This is a genomic window from Pseudofrankia coriaricola (assembly GCF_001854805.1).
In the GTDB taxonomy this organism is placed as follows: Bacteria; Actinomycetota; Actinomycetes; order Frankiales; family Frankiaceae; genus Pseudofrankia.
This window is the reverse complement of the sequence record NZ_MBLO01000267.1, coordinates 66,825-80,932: the sequence shown is the minus strand read 5'-3', so window position 1 is coordinate 80,932 and position 14,108 is coordinate 66,825. Positions and strand designations below refer to the sequence as shown.

Annotated in this window: 9 protein-coding genes and 1 pseudogene; 7 read left to right on the top strand and 3 right to left on the bottom strand. The window is 67.2% G+C overall.

All coding sequences use genetic code 11. The features are described 5' to 3' along the window. Positions 1–37 precede the first annotated feature (37 nt). Complete coding sequence (locus BCD48_RS41915) at positions 38–595, bottom strand: nuclear transport factor 2 family protein (protein WP_071053958.1); 558 nt, start codon at positions 593–595, stop codon at positions 38–40. Between the two features lie 400 nt (positions 596–995). On the opposite strand from BCD48_RS41915, the gene BCD48_RS41910 reads away from it, so the two are divergent. Both BCD48_RS41910 and BCD48_RS41905 read left to right on the top strand, forming a co-directional pair. Then, on the top strand, positions 996–1,991 hold the full coding sequence (locus tag BCD48_RS41910) for a LacI family DNA-binding transcriptional regulator (RefSeq protein WP_071053991.1): 996 nt from the start codon (positions 996–998) through the stop codon (positions 1,989–1,991). A 449-nt stretch (positions 1,992–2,440) separates the two neighbouring features. Beyond that, the gene (locus BCD48_RS41905) at positions 2,441–7,348 is read left to right on the top strand and encodes a diguanylate cyclase domain-containing protein (RefSeq protein WP_071053957.1); all 4,908 of its coding nucleotides are present in this window, start codon (positions 2,441–2,443) and stop codon (positions 7,346–7,348) included. A 661-nt stretch (positions 7,349–8,009) separates the two neighbouring features. On the opposite strand, the gene BCD48_RS51800 is transcribed toward BCD48_RS41905, so the two are convergent. After that, the gene (locus tag BCD48_RS51800) at positions 8,010–8,219 is read right to left on the bottom strand and encodes a hypothetical protein (RefSeq protein WP_157910633.1); all 210 of its coding nucleotides are present in this window, start codon (positions 8,217–8,219) and stop codon (positions 8,010–8,012) included. Positions 8,220–8,463: 244 nt separating this feature from the next. Here BCD48_RS51800 and BCD48_RS41895 point away from each other — a divergent pair, with 244 nt between their 5' ends. Both BCD48_RS41895 and BCD48_RS41890 read left to right on the top strand, forming a co-directional pair. Then, positions 8,464–9,312, top strand: coding sequence for an alpha/beta fold hydrolase (locus BCD48_RS41895; RefSeq protein ID WP_198543617.1), 849 nt, complete (start codon positions 8,464–8,466; stop codon positions 9,310–9,312). 299 nt (positions 9,313–9,611) lie between these two features. Further along, positions 9,612–10,616 carry an NADP-dependent oxidoreductase gene (locus BCD48_RS41890; protein ID WP_071053955.1) on the top strand — a complete coding sequence of 335 codons (1,005 nt, stop codon included), beginning with the start codon at positions 9,612–9,614 and terminating at the stop codon, positions 10,614–10,616. Between the two features lie 669 nt (positions 10,617–11,285). Here the strand turns inward: BCD48_RS41890 and BCD48_RS51795 are convergent. Then, on the bottom strand, positions 11,286–11,423 hold the full coding sequence (locus tag BCD48_RS51795) for a hypothetical protein (protein WP_157910632.1): 138 nt from the start codon (positions 11,421–11,423) through the stop codon (positions 11,286–11,288). A gap of 191 nt (positions 11,424–11,614) precedes the next feature. Between BCD48_RS51795 and BCD48_RS41885 the strand changes: the two genes are divergently transcribed. From BCD48_RS41885 to BCD48_RS41875, 3 genes and pseudogenes are all read left to right on the top strand, one after another. Then, entirely contained in the window at positions 11,615–12,322 is a 708-nt protein-coding gene (locus BCD48_RS41885; protein WP_071053954.1) for an SDR family oxidoreductase, read from the top strand. A 61-nt stretch (positions 12,323–12,383) separates the two neighbouring features. Continuing rightward, positions 12,384–12,985 (top strand): annotated as a pseudogene (locus tag BCD48_RS41880) (superoxide dismutase). 406 nt (positions 12,986–13,391) lie between these two features. Next, on the top strand, positions 13,392–13,796 hold the full coding sequence (locus BCD48_RS41875) for a nuclear transport factor 2 family protein (protein WP_241842397.1): 405 nt from the start codon (positions 13,392–13,394) through the stop codon (positions 13,794–13,796). The last annotated feature ends 312 nt before the right edge of the window (positions 13,797–14,108 follow it).

The following is a 14,108-nucleotide window of genomic DNA, read 5'->3' as shown; positions in this document are numbered from 1 at the left end:
GCAGGGGTGTCGGTAAGGCTTCGCCGGCTGCTGGGGGTCACCAGCGGGTCACGGGTTCGGTGTCCAGCTTCAGGGGCCGCGCGTAGGACAGGTCGCTGGTGTCCCAGGTTCCCTTCAGGAAGCCCTTGAAGGCGCCGGAGTTCAGGAAGGAGGCGTCGGTGGTGAAGGACCATTCGATCGTGCAGCGCCGCAGGGTGATCTTCCACGTGCCGTCGCGTCGTTCGAGCCGGTCCAGGTAGCGGCCGCCCATGAAGGCGAGGGTCTTGCCGTCGCGGCCCACCATCGTGCCGATGACGTAGCTTTCTGCGTGCGCCTCGTCGCCGTCGATGTCGCAGGTGTGGGTCGTGATGTTGTGCAGGTGGTCGGCGAACACCGTCGAGTGCCGTCCGTTGGCCCATGCGGCGTATTCGGGGCCGGGGATCACGTCCGGGCCGTGCTCGTCGATCCCGTCGCAGGCGTAGACGCTCGTCATCAGCTCGGCGTCGTGCCGGTCGTGGCCGCGGGACTGCTTGTTGACGCAGTCGAGGATCTCGATCCGGTCCTTCACATAGCGGATCTCGCGACGCAGTTCCTCGAGCTCGCTGTCGGTACTCATGCTGCTCCCTTGTCATCCGGGTTCGGAGTTGGGGTGTCTCGGGTGTGAGTGGGCGCGCCGCGTGGGACGTCGCAGAATGGCTGGTCGCGGTGGAGGGCCGGCCTGGTGGGCGTGTCGAGAGGGCGCTCGCCGACGAGGAACCGAGCCGCGCTCCTCCTCTGAGTCCTCCTGGCCCTTCGGGGCGGCCCGCCGGCTGACACGTCACGCTCGCTGACCCGCGCACGCCCCAGCGGCCAACAGCCGCCGGAACTCACGTCCCAGCGGCCAAGGGCCGCTCGGGTCAGGCTGGCGCGCCCGCAGTTACGTTCATTTCCGTTCCAGACCATGTGAATTCGTCGGCAGGGGTCGCTAGCGCGAGCAAGTTGGCGATACGCTGCTGAGCGTGTCGAAGGTCGAGACGATGGCCGCTGCGGCGGGACGGCGTGTTACGGCCGCCGACGTCGCGCGGGCGGCGGGGGTGTCGCCCGCCACGGTGGGCTTCGTCCTCAATAACACCCGTGGGCAGACGATCTCGGAGAGCACCCGTGCGCGTGTGCTGGAGGCGGCGTCGCGTTTGGCGTATCGGCCGAACAGCGCGGCCCAGGCACTCGTCAGTGGCCGCAGCAGGATCATCCTGCTCGTCCTGCCGGACTGGCCGTTGGAGTTCCTCCTCCGGAACTGGCTCGACGAGGCGTCCCGCGTGCTGGACGAGTCCGGCTACTCGCTGGTCACCTACGCCCGCCGTCCCAACGGGGCGACCCGCCCGCTGTGGGAGTCATTGAACCCGGACATCGTCTTCGGGCTCGTCCCGTTCAGCGACGACGACTTCGTCTCGATGCGCGGCTGCGGGATCCGGCGGATCTATCCCGACCCTGCCCGCTGGGACAACACCGAACTCAGGATGGCCGTCCGTACCGGACCCGAGCTGCAGGTGGCGCACCTGCACGAGCGCGGGTTCACGAAGCTGGTATACGCCGCGCTCGAGGAACCGAGACCATACTCTCTCGTCGAGGCACGCCACCGTGCCGCCTGCGACCACGCGGATTCGCTCGGACTGCCGCCGCCGGATCTTCGACTCATCAACTACCGTGATGGATCCGCCGAGCGCGTCGTGCGTGACTGGCACGCCGCCGGGGTCACCGGCGTCGTGGCGTTCAACGACGACGTCGCCGCGACCGTGGTCGGTGCCGCACTGCGGGCGGGAATGCGGGTGCCTGCGGATCTCGCGGTGATCGGCCACGACGACAGCCTCATCGCGGCGACGTTCGCCCCTGCCTTGTCGACCATCGGGTTCGACACCACCGCCCTCGGCCGTGGGTTCGCCTACTTCGCCCTCCACGAAGTTGAGGGCCATCCGCTGCAGCGATGGCAGGCGCCCGAGAACGCCGCCGAACTCGTACACCGCGAAACCACCTGACCGCTCACCCGCTCAGCCGGAGGCACGAGCGGGTGAGCCAAGAATCCACGCCAGCCCGTACCTCTCTAGTACGGCAGCCGTAGTTTTGTGATCAGTTGATCTGGGTGGGCTGCCGGTGGGTGGCCCGGTCGGCATGGACGCGCGTCGTTCCGGGACGTGTCAGGGATGACCCGCGCGAAGCGCTGATGCGGGCCCTAGCGGTCCCTCTGTTGCGCCACGAGCTGGCTGTTCTGCGTCGCCAGGTCGTTCGACGACGGTTAACCTGGGCGGATCGGGCGATGTTCGCTGCGGCCTGTCGCATCCAGCCAAGCCCGCCGATCGTTACTCCAAGTTTTGTTGCGGCCCCCAACGGGTAGCGCGCGGTAGGCCGTGGCCACGTGTGCTTGCGTCGCTGCGATCAGGGCACACTGACCGCGCGAGTTGTCTGTGGCGCCGTGGGGGGCAGGCACGTGGGATCGCAGCGCACGGGACCGAGCCGGGATCCGCCGGCGGTGTTGCGGGTGGAGCTGCTCCATGAGAGCGAGCGGACCCGGGTGAGCCGTCTGGTGTTCCCGGCTCGGACTGTGATCCGTAAGGAGCCGCTCGGGTCAGGTGCGCAGCGGCGGTTGCACCATGAGGTTGAGATCCTGGAAGGGCTGTCCGGTATCAAGGGGATTGTGGGGTTGGCGGCCGGCGCGCAGCCCTGTCCGGGTTCTATCCTGCTGGTCGACGTGGGTGGCACGGCGCTGTCCGAGTGGCGCACTCCCTGCTGTCCGGGCGAGCTGCTGGACTTGGCCGTGTCGTTGGCGCGCACTGTGGCGGAAATGCACCGCCGTGGCGTGATGCATCGGGATATCAGCCCCGCGAACATACTGGTGGGTGAGGATCGAAGAACGGCGTTTCTGGCTGATTTCGCGGTCGCGACAACGTTTGTGGAAGTTCAGCCGGAGTTCGTTCATCCCAGCGAGGTTGTCGGGACGATTCCGTACCTGGCACCTGAGCAGACCGGCCGGACCGGTCGCCCGGTGGATCAGCGAGCTGACCTGTACGCGCTCGGGGCGACGCTCTACGAGCTCGCGACCGGCGCGCCGCCGTTCGGCGCCGGCGACCCGTTGAAGGTCATTCATGATCATCTCGCGCGGGTGCCGGTGGCACCATCGGTGCTGAACCCGGCGGTGCCCACAGGGTTGTCGGCGATCATCACGCACCTGTTGGCGAAGGAGCCAGATGATCGCTACCAGAGCGCGGACGGACTATTGAGTGATCTTGCCGTCGTGCGTCGTGGCGGCGTGGTGACGCATCCGGGTGACCACGATCTTCCGTCGCGGGCTTTGGCGCCGTCCCGGCTGTCCGGGCGGGACGAGGAGATCGGCGAGCTGGGCGCCGTGTTCGTCGAGGCAATGGCGGGCCAGCGCCGGGGGATCCTGGTCAGCGGAGCGCCAGGGGTCGGCAAGACGTGGCTGGTCAACGAGTTGCGGCCGATCGTGGCCAGCAGTGACGGCTGGTTCGTGGCCGGCAAATTCGACCAGTATCGCCGCGACCAGGAGTACGACGGAGTTCGGCAGGCGCTGCGGGCGCTGAGCCGGCTGCTACTGGCCGAGCCGGAGGACGACCTGGCCGAGGTGCGTGACCAGATGCTGGGGGCCTTGGGCGCGAACTCCGGGCTGCTTGCCGCGGTCGCGCCGGAGATGGCCACCCTGTTGAAGGTTCCCCCGGAGCCGGGGGACCCGCTGACCGCTCAGGTGCGGACCCAACACGCCGCGGCCGCGGTCCTACGCGCGGTCGCCTGCCGGAAGCGGCCGGTGGTGTTCTTCGTCGACGACCTGCAGTGGGCGGGTCGGACACCGCTGGGCGTCCTCGACCTGATCTTCGACGGCGAGGAACAGGTCGAGGGACTGCTGCTGGTCGGGGCCTACCGGGAGAGCGAGGTGGACGCCGCTCATCCGCTGACGCCGATGCTCGCCCGCTGGCATCGCCGCCCGACCGGGCCACGCCACCTGCGGTTGGGCAACCTGGCGCCGGCAGGCCAGGCCGCCATGATGGCCGACCTGCTGCGCCTGCCCCCACGGCTCGCCACGGAGCTGGCACGGCTGATCGCGCCTTCCACCGGAGGTAATCCGTATGACACGGTCGAGCTGCTCACCATGCTGCGTCACGAGGACGCGCTGACGGTCCGAGACGGTCGCTGGCGGTGGGACCGGGACACGCTGCGTGCCCGGCTGGACCGCGTGGACATGTCCGATCTGCTGGCCGCCCGGGTGGCCCAGGTGCCGCCGGATACGACGGATGTTCTGACGACGATGGCATGTCTGGCTGGTCGTGTTGAGCTGGACGTTCTGGCGGCCGCGGCGGGGCTTGCGGAGAACGAGGTCGAGCGGCGGCTTGCCCCCGCGTTCGCTGACGGCCTGCTGGTGCTGGAGTCCGACGGCCGGGCGACCATCCGGTTTCACCACGATCGGGCGCAGGAGTCCGTCCTGCGTCGTGTCAGCTCGCAGGAACAGCGCGACGTGCGGTTGCGAGTGGCCCGTCGTCTGGCCAGCCGACCTGCGTTCTTCGCGGTGGCGGCGCAGCAGTACCTGTCCGTGGTGGACGCCGTGCACGTTCCGGCGGAGCGGCGGCTCATGGTCCGACTCTTCCGGCGTGCCGCCGACGAGGCGAAGCTCCTGAGCAACTATCCGCTGGTCGAGAGGTTCCTGGCCGCGGCGGTGACGCTCATCGACCCGGTCGACACCGACCAGCTGATCGCCGTCCACATTGACTGGCACGCCGCCCTGTACAGCCTTGGCCGTCTCGACGAAGGGGACGAGGTCTACCAGACCATCAGCGAGCTGTGTACCCACGCCTCGCAACGCGCGGCTGCCACCGTGGTGCAGCTGCGCAGCCTCACCAACCGTGGCTGCGCCGGCGAGGCGATGCGGCTCGGTCTTCGCGAGCTGCGACAACTCGGCCTCGCCGTCCCGGACCGCGACCACCTGGAAGCGGATATCGCCCGCAGGCTCGACATGCTCTACCGGTGGATCGACCAGACCAGTGATTCCGACGACCTGGGACGACCGGACATCACCGACCGCTCGCGACTCGGCGCTATCAAGGTTGTCGACGGGCTCATGCCTGCGGCGTACTTCGCCGACCGGGCGATGATGGCCTGGCTTACCGCGACGGCGCTTCAGCTGTGGGCACGATACGGCCCGGATCCCACCCTGGCCGGCCCTGCGGGCCTCGCCACGTTTGTGACCATCGCCCGCGGCCACGACTACCGCACCGGGTACCGCATCCTCCGCCGGATCCTCGCTGTCTGTCAGGCACGCGGCTACGGCGCTGCCCTGCACCGAGTGCGGTACCTGTACCTGCTCAGTACCGGCCACTGGTTCGATCCGCTCGAGGAGAACGTGTCCGCCGCGTATCGCACGCTGGAGGATCTGATCGAGGCCGGTGACCTGCAGTACGCGTGTTGGACCCACGCCCTGCTGGGATGGAACCTGCTGGACTGCGCACCGTCGCTCGACGCCTTTGCCGCCGAGGTCGACGAGGCGATGGCGTTCGCCACGCGCACCGGCAACCTCTACACGGAAGAGTCGTTCCGGATGTGGCGGCAGCTGGTACGAGTGCTGCGCGGAGCGGCCTGTTACTCGGCGGCCGACGAGGCGGCCCAGGTGAGTTCGCTGACCGCCAACCAGGCCGCGATCGCCAACCTGCACCTGACCCGAGCACTGGCCGCGGCCATCCTCGATCATCCGGCTGATCTGGTCCGGCACGCCGAAGCGCTGATGCCGTGGCTGCCGAGCATCGAGGCGACCTACCAGGTAGCCCAGGCGCGTCTGCTGCGGGCCCTGGCGCTGGCGGAGCAGGTTCGCACGGCTGACCTGGCCCAGCGCGACGCCCACCTCGCCGAACTCGACGAGTCCATCGAGTGGCTGGCCGCGCGCACCGCGGACGCACCGGCCAACTTCCTGCACCTCCTACGCCTGGCGGAAGCGGAACGTGCCTGGGCCACCGGCGCGTTCCACGAAGCAATACACACCTTCGACCTGGCACAGCGAGAAGCCGCCACCAGGGCACGCCCCTGGCACCGCGCACTGATCCTGGAACGGGCCGCCCGGTTCTACCTCGCCCACGGCATCCAGGAAACCGGCCACCTTCTGCTCGCCGCCGCCCGCGATCACTACCTCGCCTGGGGCGCGACCGCCAAAGTCAGCCAGCTCGACTGGGCCCGCCCGGCCGTCCACGCCGAACCCACCGACACGCAGCCGGCCAGCCCGCTGCCGGAGCAGCCCGCCGCCTACCGCGCCACGGTCACCACCGGCACCCTCGACCTCGGCGGCATCGTCACCGCCTCCCAGGCACTCAGCTCCGAGACCGGCATCGAGGGCCTACGAAGAAGACTCGTGGACACCCTGTCCACCATGACCGGCGCCACCACCGTCCACCTCCTGCTCCACGACCCGCACGACCACAGCTGGTCCCTGCCCAGCAGCAACGGCGCCACGATCTCGCTCCGGCAGGCCAGCCACCACCGCCTCGTGCCGTCCTCGGTCATCCGCTACGCCGAACGCACCCGCGAACCCCTCAATAGCCCCGACGCCACCCGCGACGACCGGTTCCGCGCCGACCCCTACTTCCTCGACCAGGACCGATGCTCACTGCTGGCCGTACCCATCACCATCCGTGGCGACCTACGGGCCATGCTGCTGCTGGAAAACCAGATGATCCGCAACGCGTTCACCACCGAACGCCTCGAGGCGGTCACGCTCGTCGCCGGACAGCTCGCGGTCTCCCTCGACAACGTCCTCGTCTACACCTCACTCGAACGCAAGGTCGCCGAACGAACCCGGCAACTCGCCGCCGCCAACCAGAGGCTCGAACAACTCTCCACCATCGACCCCCTCACCGGACTCGCCAACCGACGGCGCCTCGACGAGATCCTCGACACCGCATGGCACCAGGCCCGAGGCCAAGCCACACCCCTCGCCCTCGCCATGATCGACATCGACCACTTCAAGCCCTACAACGACCACTACGGACACACCTCCGGCGACCACTGCCTCCAACACGTCGCCACCTGCCTCGCCGACAACATCCGCCCCACCGACACAGCCACCCGCTACGGCGGCGAAGAATTCCTCATCGTCATGCCACACACCAACCTCGACACCGCCACCACACTCACCCAGAACCTCCGCGCCGCCGTCACGAACCTCGCCGAACCACACCCCCTGGACACCTACGTCACCATCAGCATCGGCGTCGCAGCCACCACCCCCACCCTCACCACCAGCCAGGCGACCCTCATCGACCTCGCCGACAGCCAGCTCTACCAAGCCAAAAACCACGGACGTAACCGGGTGGAAGCAGCACAGCTACCCTCCACACCGCAATAGCAGCGGAAGACTGGTGGTGCCACCGGACGGCATCCAGGCCAGGCGGGGGCCGCCGGGCCTATTCCGTCCCGGATCAGGGGACTGTTCCGTGACGGCTCTGTTCCAATTTCGGCTCCGTTCCACTTCCGCTATTGACCGAGTGTGAGCGGCTACAAAAGCGAGGCAGCGGAGGGCCAATCCTTGCAAATGCCGGCACACTGGGATCGAGCCCACGCAGGGGCGGCCGCAGCGGCGACGACCCTGGAAGTTCGCATCATTGGACAAAACTGGCACGTGCTGGGGCGCGGCGTGGACGCCACTCGCTGGGTGACAGCGTCGTCGCTCTGCGCGGCAAAGTGGTGGCCTATGGCAGTCCTCGAAGCTGAGTCCCGGATGCTCACACGTCCTCGCGGTAGCGCTCGACGCTGACGGCCTTCGTGTCGGCCGGGTCACCTCATCTCGGTCGGCCCGACACTTGCGATCAGTGATATGATTACGATCATACTTCAATCGTCCGCACGGGATGGTCGTGGGTTGGGCCGCGGGAACCCGGGCCTCTCGGCCTGCGGCCGTCGAGCCGCGGACTGCCGCCGCGGTCTGGGAGACATGGGAAGGGAACTATGGCGATCTACACTGCTGACACGCTTGTGAACCGCGCTGTCGCGGTGCGTGTCGGCGGTCTTCACGTGCCGGCGAACTCCTCGGTGGGTGTCCTGAGGCTTACCCACCGGCCGAGGGCGTCCATGAACGCGATCGCACCGTTCCTGACGCGGGTCGACCTGCGCACGGCCGGCTCGCCGCTGTCGCCCGCCTTCTGGCCGTCGACTGGGACCGGCTCAGGTGCGAGTTGCGGGCGATCAGCCAGCCGGTCCCGTATGCCAACGGGATCCACGACGTGGTGATCCCCGCCGTCGCCTCCTACAGGGCGGTCGAGCAGGTCCCCGACTCCACATTCGCCGCCTACCGCGACGCTGGCCATGCCTCCTGTTCCAGCACATTGACGAGTTCGTCGCCCAGGTCGACCTCTTCCCCGCGGAGGTTTTTCCGTTCTCTCCTGGGGCGGCGAGTGGGTGTGGCGCCCCACGTTCGCAGAACATGACAAAAGGGACATGCTCATGAATAATAATGGACAAAGGGTGCGGTACGACGTGGTGACGTCGTTCAAGAACGCGCAGACCCGGACCGTCTCCGCCGGTGGCGTGGGTTTCGCCTACCGCGAGCTCGGCCCGGAGACCGGCGTCCCGGTGGTCTTTCTGACCCACCTGGCCGCGGTCCTCGACAACTGGGACCCTCGGGTCGTCGACGGCATCGCCACGAGACACCGGGTCATCACGTTCGACAACCGGGGCGTCGGCGCGTCCACCGGCTCGACGCCGAACACCATCCAGGCGATGGCCGAGGATGCCGTCATGTTCATCCGGGCGCTGGGTCTGGACAAGGTCGACCTGCTCGGCTTCTCCATGGGCGGTATGATCGCCCAGGTTATCGCTCGGGACGAGCCGCAGCTCGTCCGCAAGATGATCATTGCGGGCACGGGGCCCGCCGGCGGCGAGGGCATCAAGAACGTCACCAGACTGTCGCATCTGGACACCGTCCGGGGACTGCTCACGTTGCAGGACCCGAAGCAGTTCCTTTTCTTCACCAGGACTCCCGACGGGCGTCGGGCAGGCAAGGAGTTCCTGGCCCGCCTGAAGGAACGCACCGAGAACCGGGACAAGGCAATCTCCCTCAGGTCCTACGGCGCGCAGCTCAAGGCCATCCACCGGTGGGGACTGGAGCAGCCGTCCGACCTCTCCGTCATTCACCAGCCCGTGCTCGTCGCGAACGGCGAGAGCGACAGGATGGTGCCGACGAAGAACTCGGCCGACCTGGCTCGCCGCCTACCAGACAGCGAGCTGGTGATCTACCCCGACGCCGGCCACGGCGGCATCTTCCAGTTCCACGGGCAGTTCGTCGAAAAGGCCCTCGAATTCCTCCAGCGGTAGTCGAGGGAGGTGGTTTCCCGCCCGCCGCTACGGCGATGCTGGCCAAGATTCTGGCGGTGCCGCCCGCCGGACCGTGCGCCCGCCGCAACCTGTGGGCACCGGATCGTCCAGCCCGGCCTTGGCCAGACCGTCGACCCAGACGCCTTGCTCCAGCACTGCGCGCGCAGCCTCGGCGGCTACAAGCGACCATTGCGATCCACGTGATGGAGTCGCTCCCACGCAACGCCGTCGGCAAGGTGGCCAAGTCCACACTCCGCGCACTCCCCACCAACAGTGCGCCACCCCCAAGGAAGGTTGAGATGAAGGCGTTCGTCGTCGAGTCCTACGGCAAAGGCGGCCTCAGAGCCGTGGACGTAGCGAGACCGACCGCGGGTGACCACGACGTGCTCGTCCAGGTCGTCGCGGCCAGCGTTAACCCGCTCGACAAGATGGTCCGTGACGGCGAGTTCAAGCAGCTCCTGAAGTACAAGACACCCTTCGCGCTCGGCCACGATGTCGCGGGAGTCGTGACGGAAACAGGTGCCTCCGTCCGCGAGTTCAAGGTCGGCGACGAGGTCTACGCCCGACCGCGCGACCTGCGCATCGGCACGTTCGCGGAGTTCATCGCGATCGACGAAGGCGACGTGGCCTTGAAGCCCACAGCACTGTCATTCGAGGAGGCCGCCGCAGTTCCGCTGGTTGCCCTCGCGGCATGGCAGGCCCTGGTCGACCTCGCCGGGATGGAGCCGGGGCACAAGGTTCTCATCCACGCCGGCGGAGGAGGCTTGGGATCGACGGTTGTCCAGGTCGCCAAACACCTCGGTGCGTATGTGGCGACAACCGCCCACACCAAGGACATCGAAAAGGTTCGCGACCTCGGTGCCGACGAGGTCATCGACTACACCAAGCAGGACTTCGCCGAGATTCTCGCCGGCTACGACGTCGTACTGGATTCGCTCGGCGGTACCAACCTGGAGAAGTCGCTGACCGTACTCAAGCGCGGCGGACTCGCAATCAGCGTGGTGGGGCCGCCCGATCCCGGCTTCGCTTCGCAGATCGGCCAGCCCCTCCTCAAACCGGTTATGGCAATCATGAGCCGCAAGATCGCCAAGCAGGCCAAGAAGCTCGGCGTGCATTACTCGTTCTTCTTTATGCGCGCCGACGGAGCTCAGCTCGCGAAGCTGGCGCCCCTGTACGACGGCGGAACGCTCCGCCCCGTCCTTGATCGGACGTTCGCCTTCGATCAGACGCTGGACGCCATGGCCTACGTTGAGCAAGGCCGAGCCAGTGGAAAGATCGTCGTCACCCACAGGACCAACGCGTGACCGACGTCGGCCCTGCCTCGGCTGCGCGCCGGCAGTTGCGTAGTGGGGCTCAAGCACCTGATCCCACCGGCCAAGCGTGCGCCACTGCGGATCCTCGGAGAACGCCGGCTGGGCACGGAACAACACACCGCCGTAGACGAGGCTGGCTCCCCCCGCGCCCGACTGCGTCGAGCTAAAGACGTGGCGAAAGAGGAGGTTCGCCTGATGCCGTGCAAACCCAAACTCGGCGCCCACACGAAGCGACGCCGATCAGACGCTGATGTGGCTGCATCCGTCGCTCATCGTCTTCGTGGTCTGTTACGGACTGGACTGGGTGGCGACCGTGCCACCGACGGTCGCGCTGTGTCGCGTTCATTTCGGCCTCGAACGGTCGGGCGTTGTGTTCGGATGGGTTTTTGCGAGCCACATGGTTGGCGCAGGCGTCGCCGCGTCGTACGCTGACTGGGTCCGGCAGGTGCATGGCGACTACTTGGTGGCTTGGATCACGGCCGGCGGGCTCTGCTTCCTCGCCGCAATCCGGTGCCTGACGATCCCTCGTGTCAACGCGGTAACATCAGGTTCCCCAGCCGGCCAGCAGTCCTCAAACCACCCCGCACGCCAAGCCCTTTCTGGGTTGGTGTGCGGGGAACCGCGAGTGTCAGGACTGACCAGTTCAGCGTTGCACGAGGTTCATCCGGGAGGTGAGGCCGGGTGGACGCAGGAGCGCAGCAGCCAGCTCTTCATCGGCTCGGCCCTGTGGGTGGCCCAGTTGTCCAGGACCAGGCGCAGGTCGTAGCCGGCATGCACCGAGGCGTCCGCCATTTCCAAGAGGCGCAGGAACGCTCCCCGACGAACAGCTTGATATTCTATGATGAACCCGGAAATTGAGATTCAGGACGCTAGTCGATCTCTGCCAACGCTTCCGGTCCCGGGCCTGCCGCCTGCCCAAGAAGGATTTCCCGTTTCGTGGTCTGTCGCATCCGCGACAACCGGAGCACTAGCTGTGTAAGGAGAAATGCGTGACCAGACTTGACGACCGGGTTGTTCTCGTCACCGGAGCCAACCGCGGCCTGGGACGTGAGTTCGTCGCCCAGCTGACCGAGCGTGGAGTCGCGAAGATATTCGCGGGGGCGCGAGACCCGAGATCGATAGACAGCCGTGACCCGCGAGTCGTGGCGCTACAACTTGACGTCACTGATCCCGAGTCGATCCGTCGGGCCGCCGGTGTGGCATCGGACGTGAGCATCGTGGTCAACAACGCAGGAATCAGCACGCCCACCTCAGTTCTCGAGCCTGATACCACCAAACTGCGGCGAGAGCTGGAGGTCAACTTCCTGGGGCCGCTGGCGGTGACCTCTGCGTTCATCGACGGTGTGGTCGAGAGGTCCGGCGCGGTAGTGAACGTGGCGTCGGTGCTGGCGTGGCTCGCCGTCGGACAGAGCTACAGCGCCTCGAAGGCCGCGCTGTGGAGCGCAACCGAGGCAATGCGTCTGGAGCTTCGCCCACGCGGTGTACAGGTGCTCGGCGTGCACATGGGTTACGTCGACACTGACATGACTTCAGGCGTCGACGCCCCGAAGGCCTCCCCTCGAGACGTCGTCTCCCAGGTGCTCGACGGTCTGGAGAGCGGGGCCGACGAAGTGCTGGCAGATGACCTCGCTCGCGCTGTGCGATCCCAGCTCCACCTGGCGTTCGACAGTCGGTACGCGCCGTTCCTTGCGTCCTAGCCTAGAGCCTGTTGGCCGCCCTTCTGGAGCTCGTCGAAACGGCAGACCGCGAGGCCGCATCGTGGCGATCTACAACCTGCCGGATCTTCCCTACGACTACGCCGACCTGGAACCGGCGATCTCGGGGGAGATCCTGGAACTGCACCACGACAAGCACCACGCGACCTACGTCGCCGGAGCCAACACCACCCTGGACAAGCTCACCGAAGCACGGGAGAAGGGCGACTTCGCCGCGATCGTCGGGCTGGAGAAGACCTTGGCGTTCAACGTCTCCGGACACATCCTGCACTCGATCTACACGCAGAACCTGTCCCAGACGGCGGCGACAAGCCCGACGGCGCGCTCGCCGACGCCATCGACGCGTCTTTCGGGTCCTTCGACGGCTTCAAGGCGCAGCTCACCGCGGCAACCACCACGGTCCAGGGGTCCGGCTGGGGCGTGCTCGCCTACGACCAGCTCTCCGGCCGTCTCCTCGTCGAGCAGGTCTACGACCACCAGAGCAACGTCGGCATCGGCAACACCGCGCTGCTCGTCTTCGACGCCTGGGAGCAGGCCTGGTACCTACAGTACAAGAACGTCAAGGCCGACTACGTCACCGCCCTGTGGGACATCGTCAACTGGGCCGACGTGGCCACCCGCTACACCGCGGCCAAGCCCGCCTGACATGCACGGAAAGGCGCCCGTCTGATGTCCGGCCCCGCGAGGGGCGAGGCGTCAGACGGGCGCGCCGTGAGCCACCAGCGAGGGATCGAGCCCAGCCGCGACAAGGTCTCCGAATGTGGTGATCACTGAACCAGGCGCGACAGAACCTGCGTTGCGCGGGTCGTCTCGGTAGGCCTCAGCATGCAGCTGGTCGATTCGGACGGTGCACCGCCGGTTCCGGAGTCGGCCGAAAGCCGCTGGTGCGGAAGGGGATGGCAGCCAGTACTGGCAGGTTGCCGCCGAGGCGCGCGGGGCGACGAAGGGGCCGCGTCGGGCGGATCGGATGGCGCGGGGGCAGGATCTGCTGCATCGGGCTCGGGCTGAGGATGTGCTGCATTGGCAGGAGCACGAGCGGCCGATCTCTGCGGTGCGGACCGAGGCGCCGGGTCCGGCGTGGCTCACCGCGTACAACAAGAAGCTGGTCACCGCGTTCGTCGACCGGCTCCTGGTGACGAAGGACCTGTCCGCCATCGACGCGTACGTGGGCCCCGAGTATGACCAGCACAATCCGAACATCCCCGACGGCGTGGCAGGTGTGAAGACCGGGCTGGGCGCCTACTTCACACAGTTCCCGCAGCTGCAGATCATCCCGAAGCGGATCGTCGCCGAGGGTGACTTGGTGGCCGTTCACAGCAACTACGTCGACACGCCGGGCACGCGTGGCCAGGCCGTCGTGGACCTCTTCCGGGTGCGGGACGGAAGGATCGTCGAGCACTGGGACGCCGTGCAGGAGGTGCCGGAGAGTTCCGCCAACGGCAACACCATGTTCTGACGACGACGTGCTCAGGGTTCCGGCGACAGACACCGGAACCCTGAGCACTGCTTTTCACGCGTCGGCTCCCTCCAGAAGGCCGATGGTTCAAATGATCAGGTGCGACCGAAGGTCAGGACGTGGCCGGGCAAGGCGGGGGTCGACCGGTCGGGCTCGGAGTGCCGGCCCCACCGGTTCTGCATCACGCCATGAAAGGCATCGCCCGGTGAAGTAGACCGGCAGTTGCCGAACGCGGCGAGCCTGGGTGTGGCCGACACCGAATCGACGACTTACGTAGTGGCAGAATCCCGTTGAAAATTGGCATTCATGCCA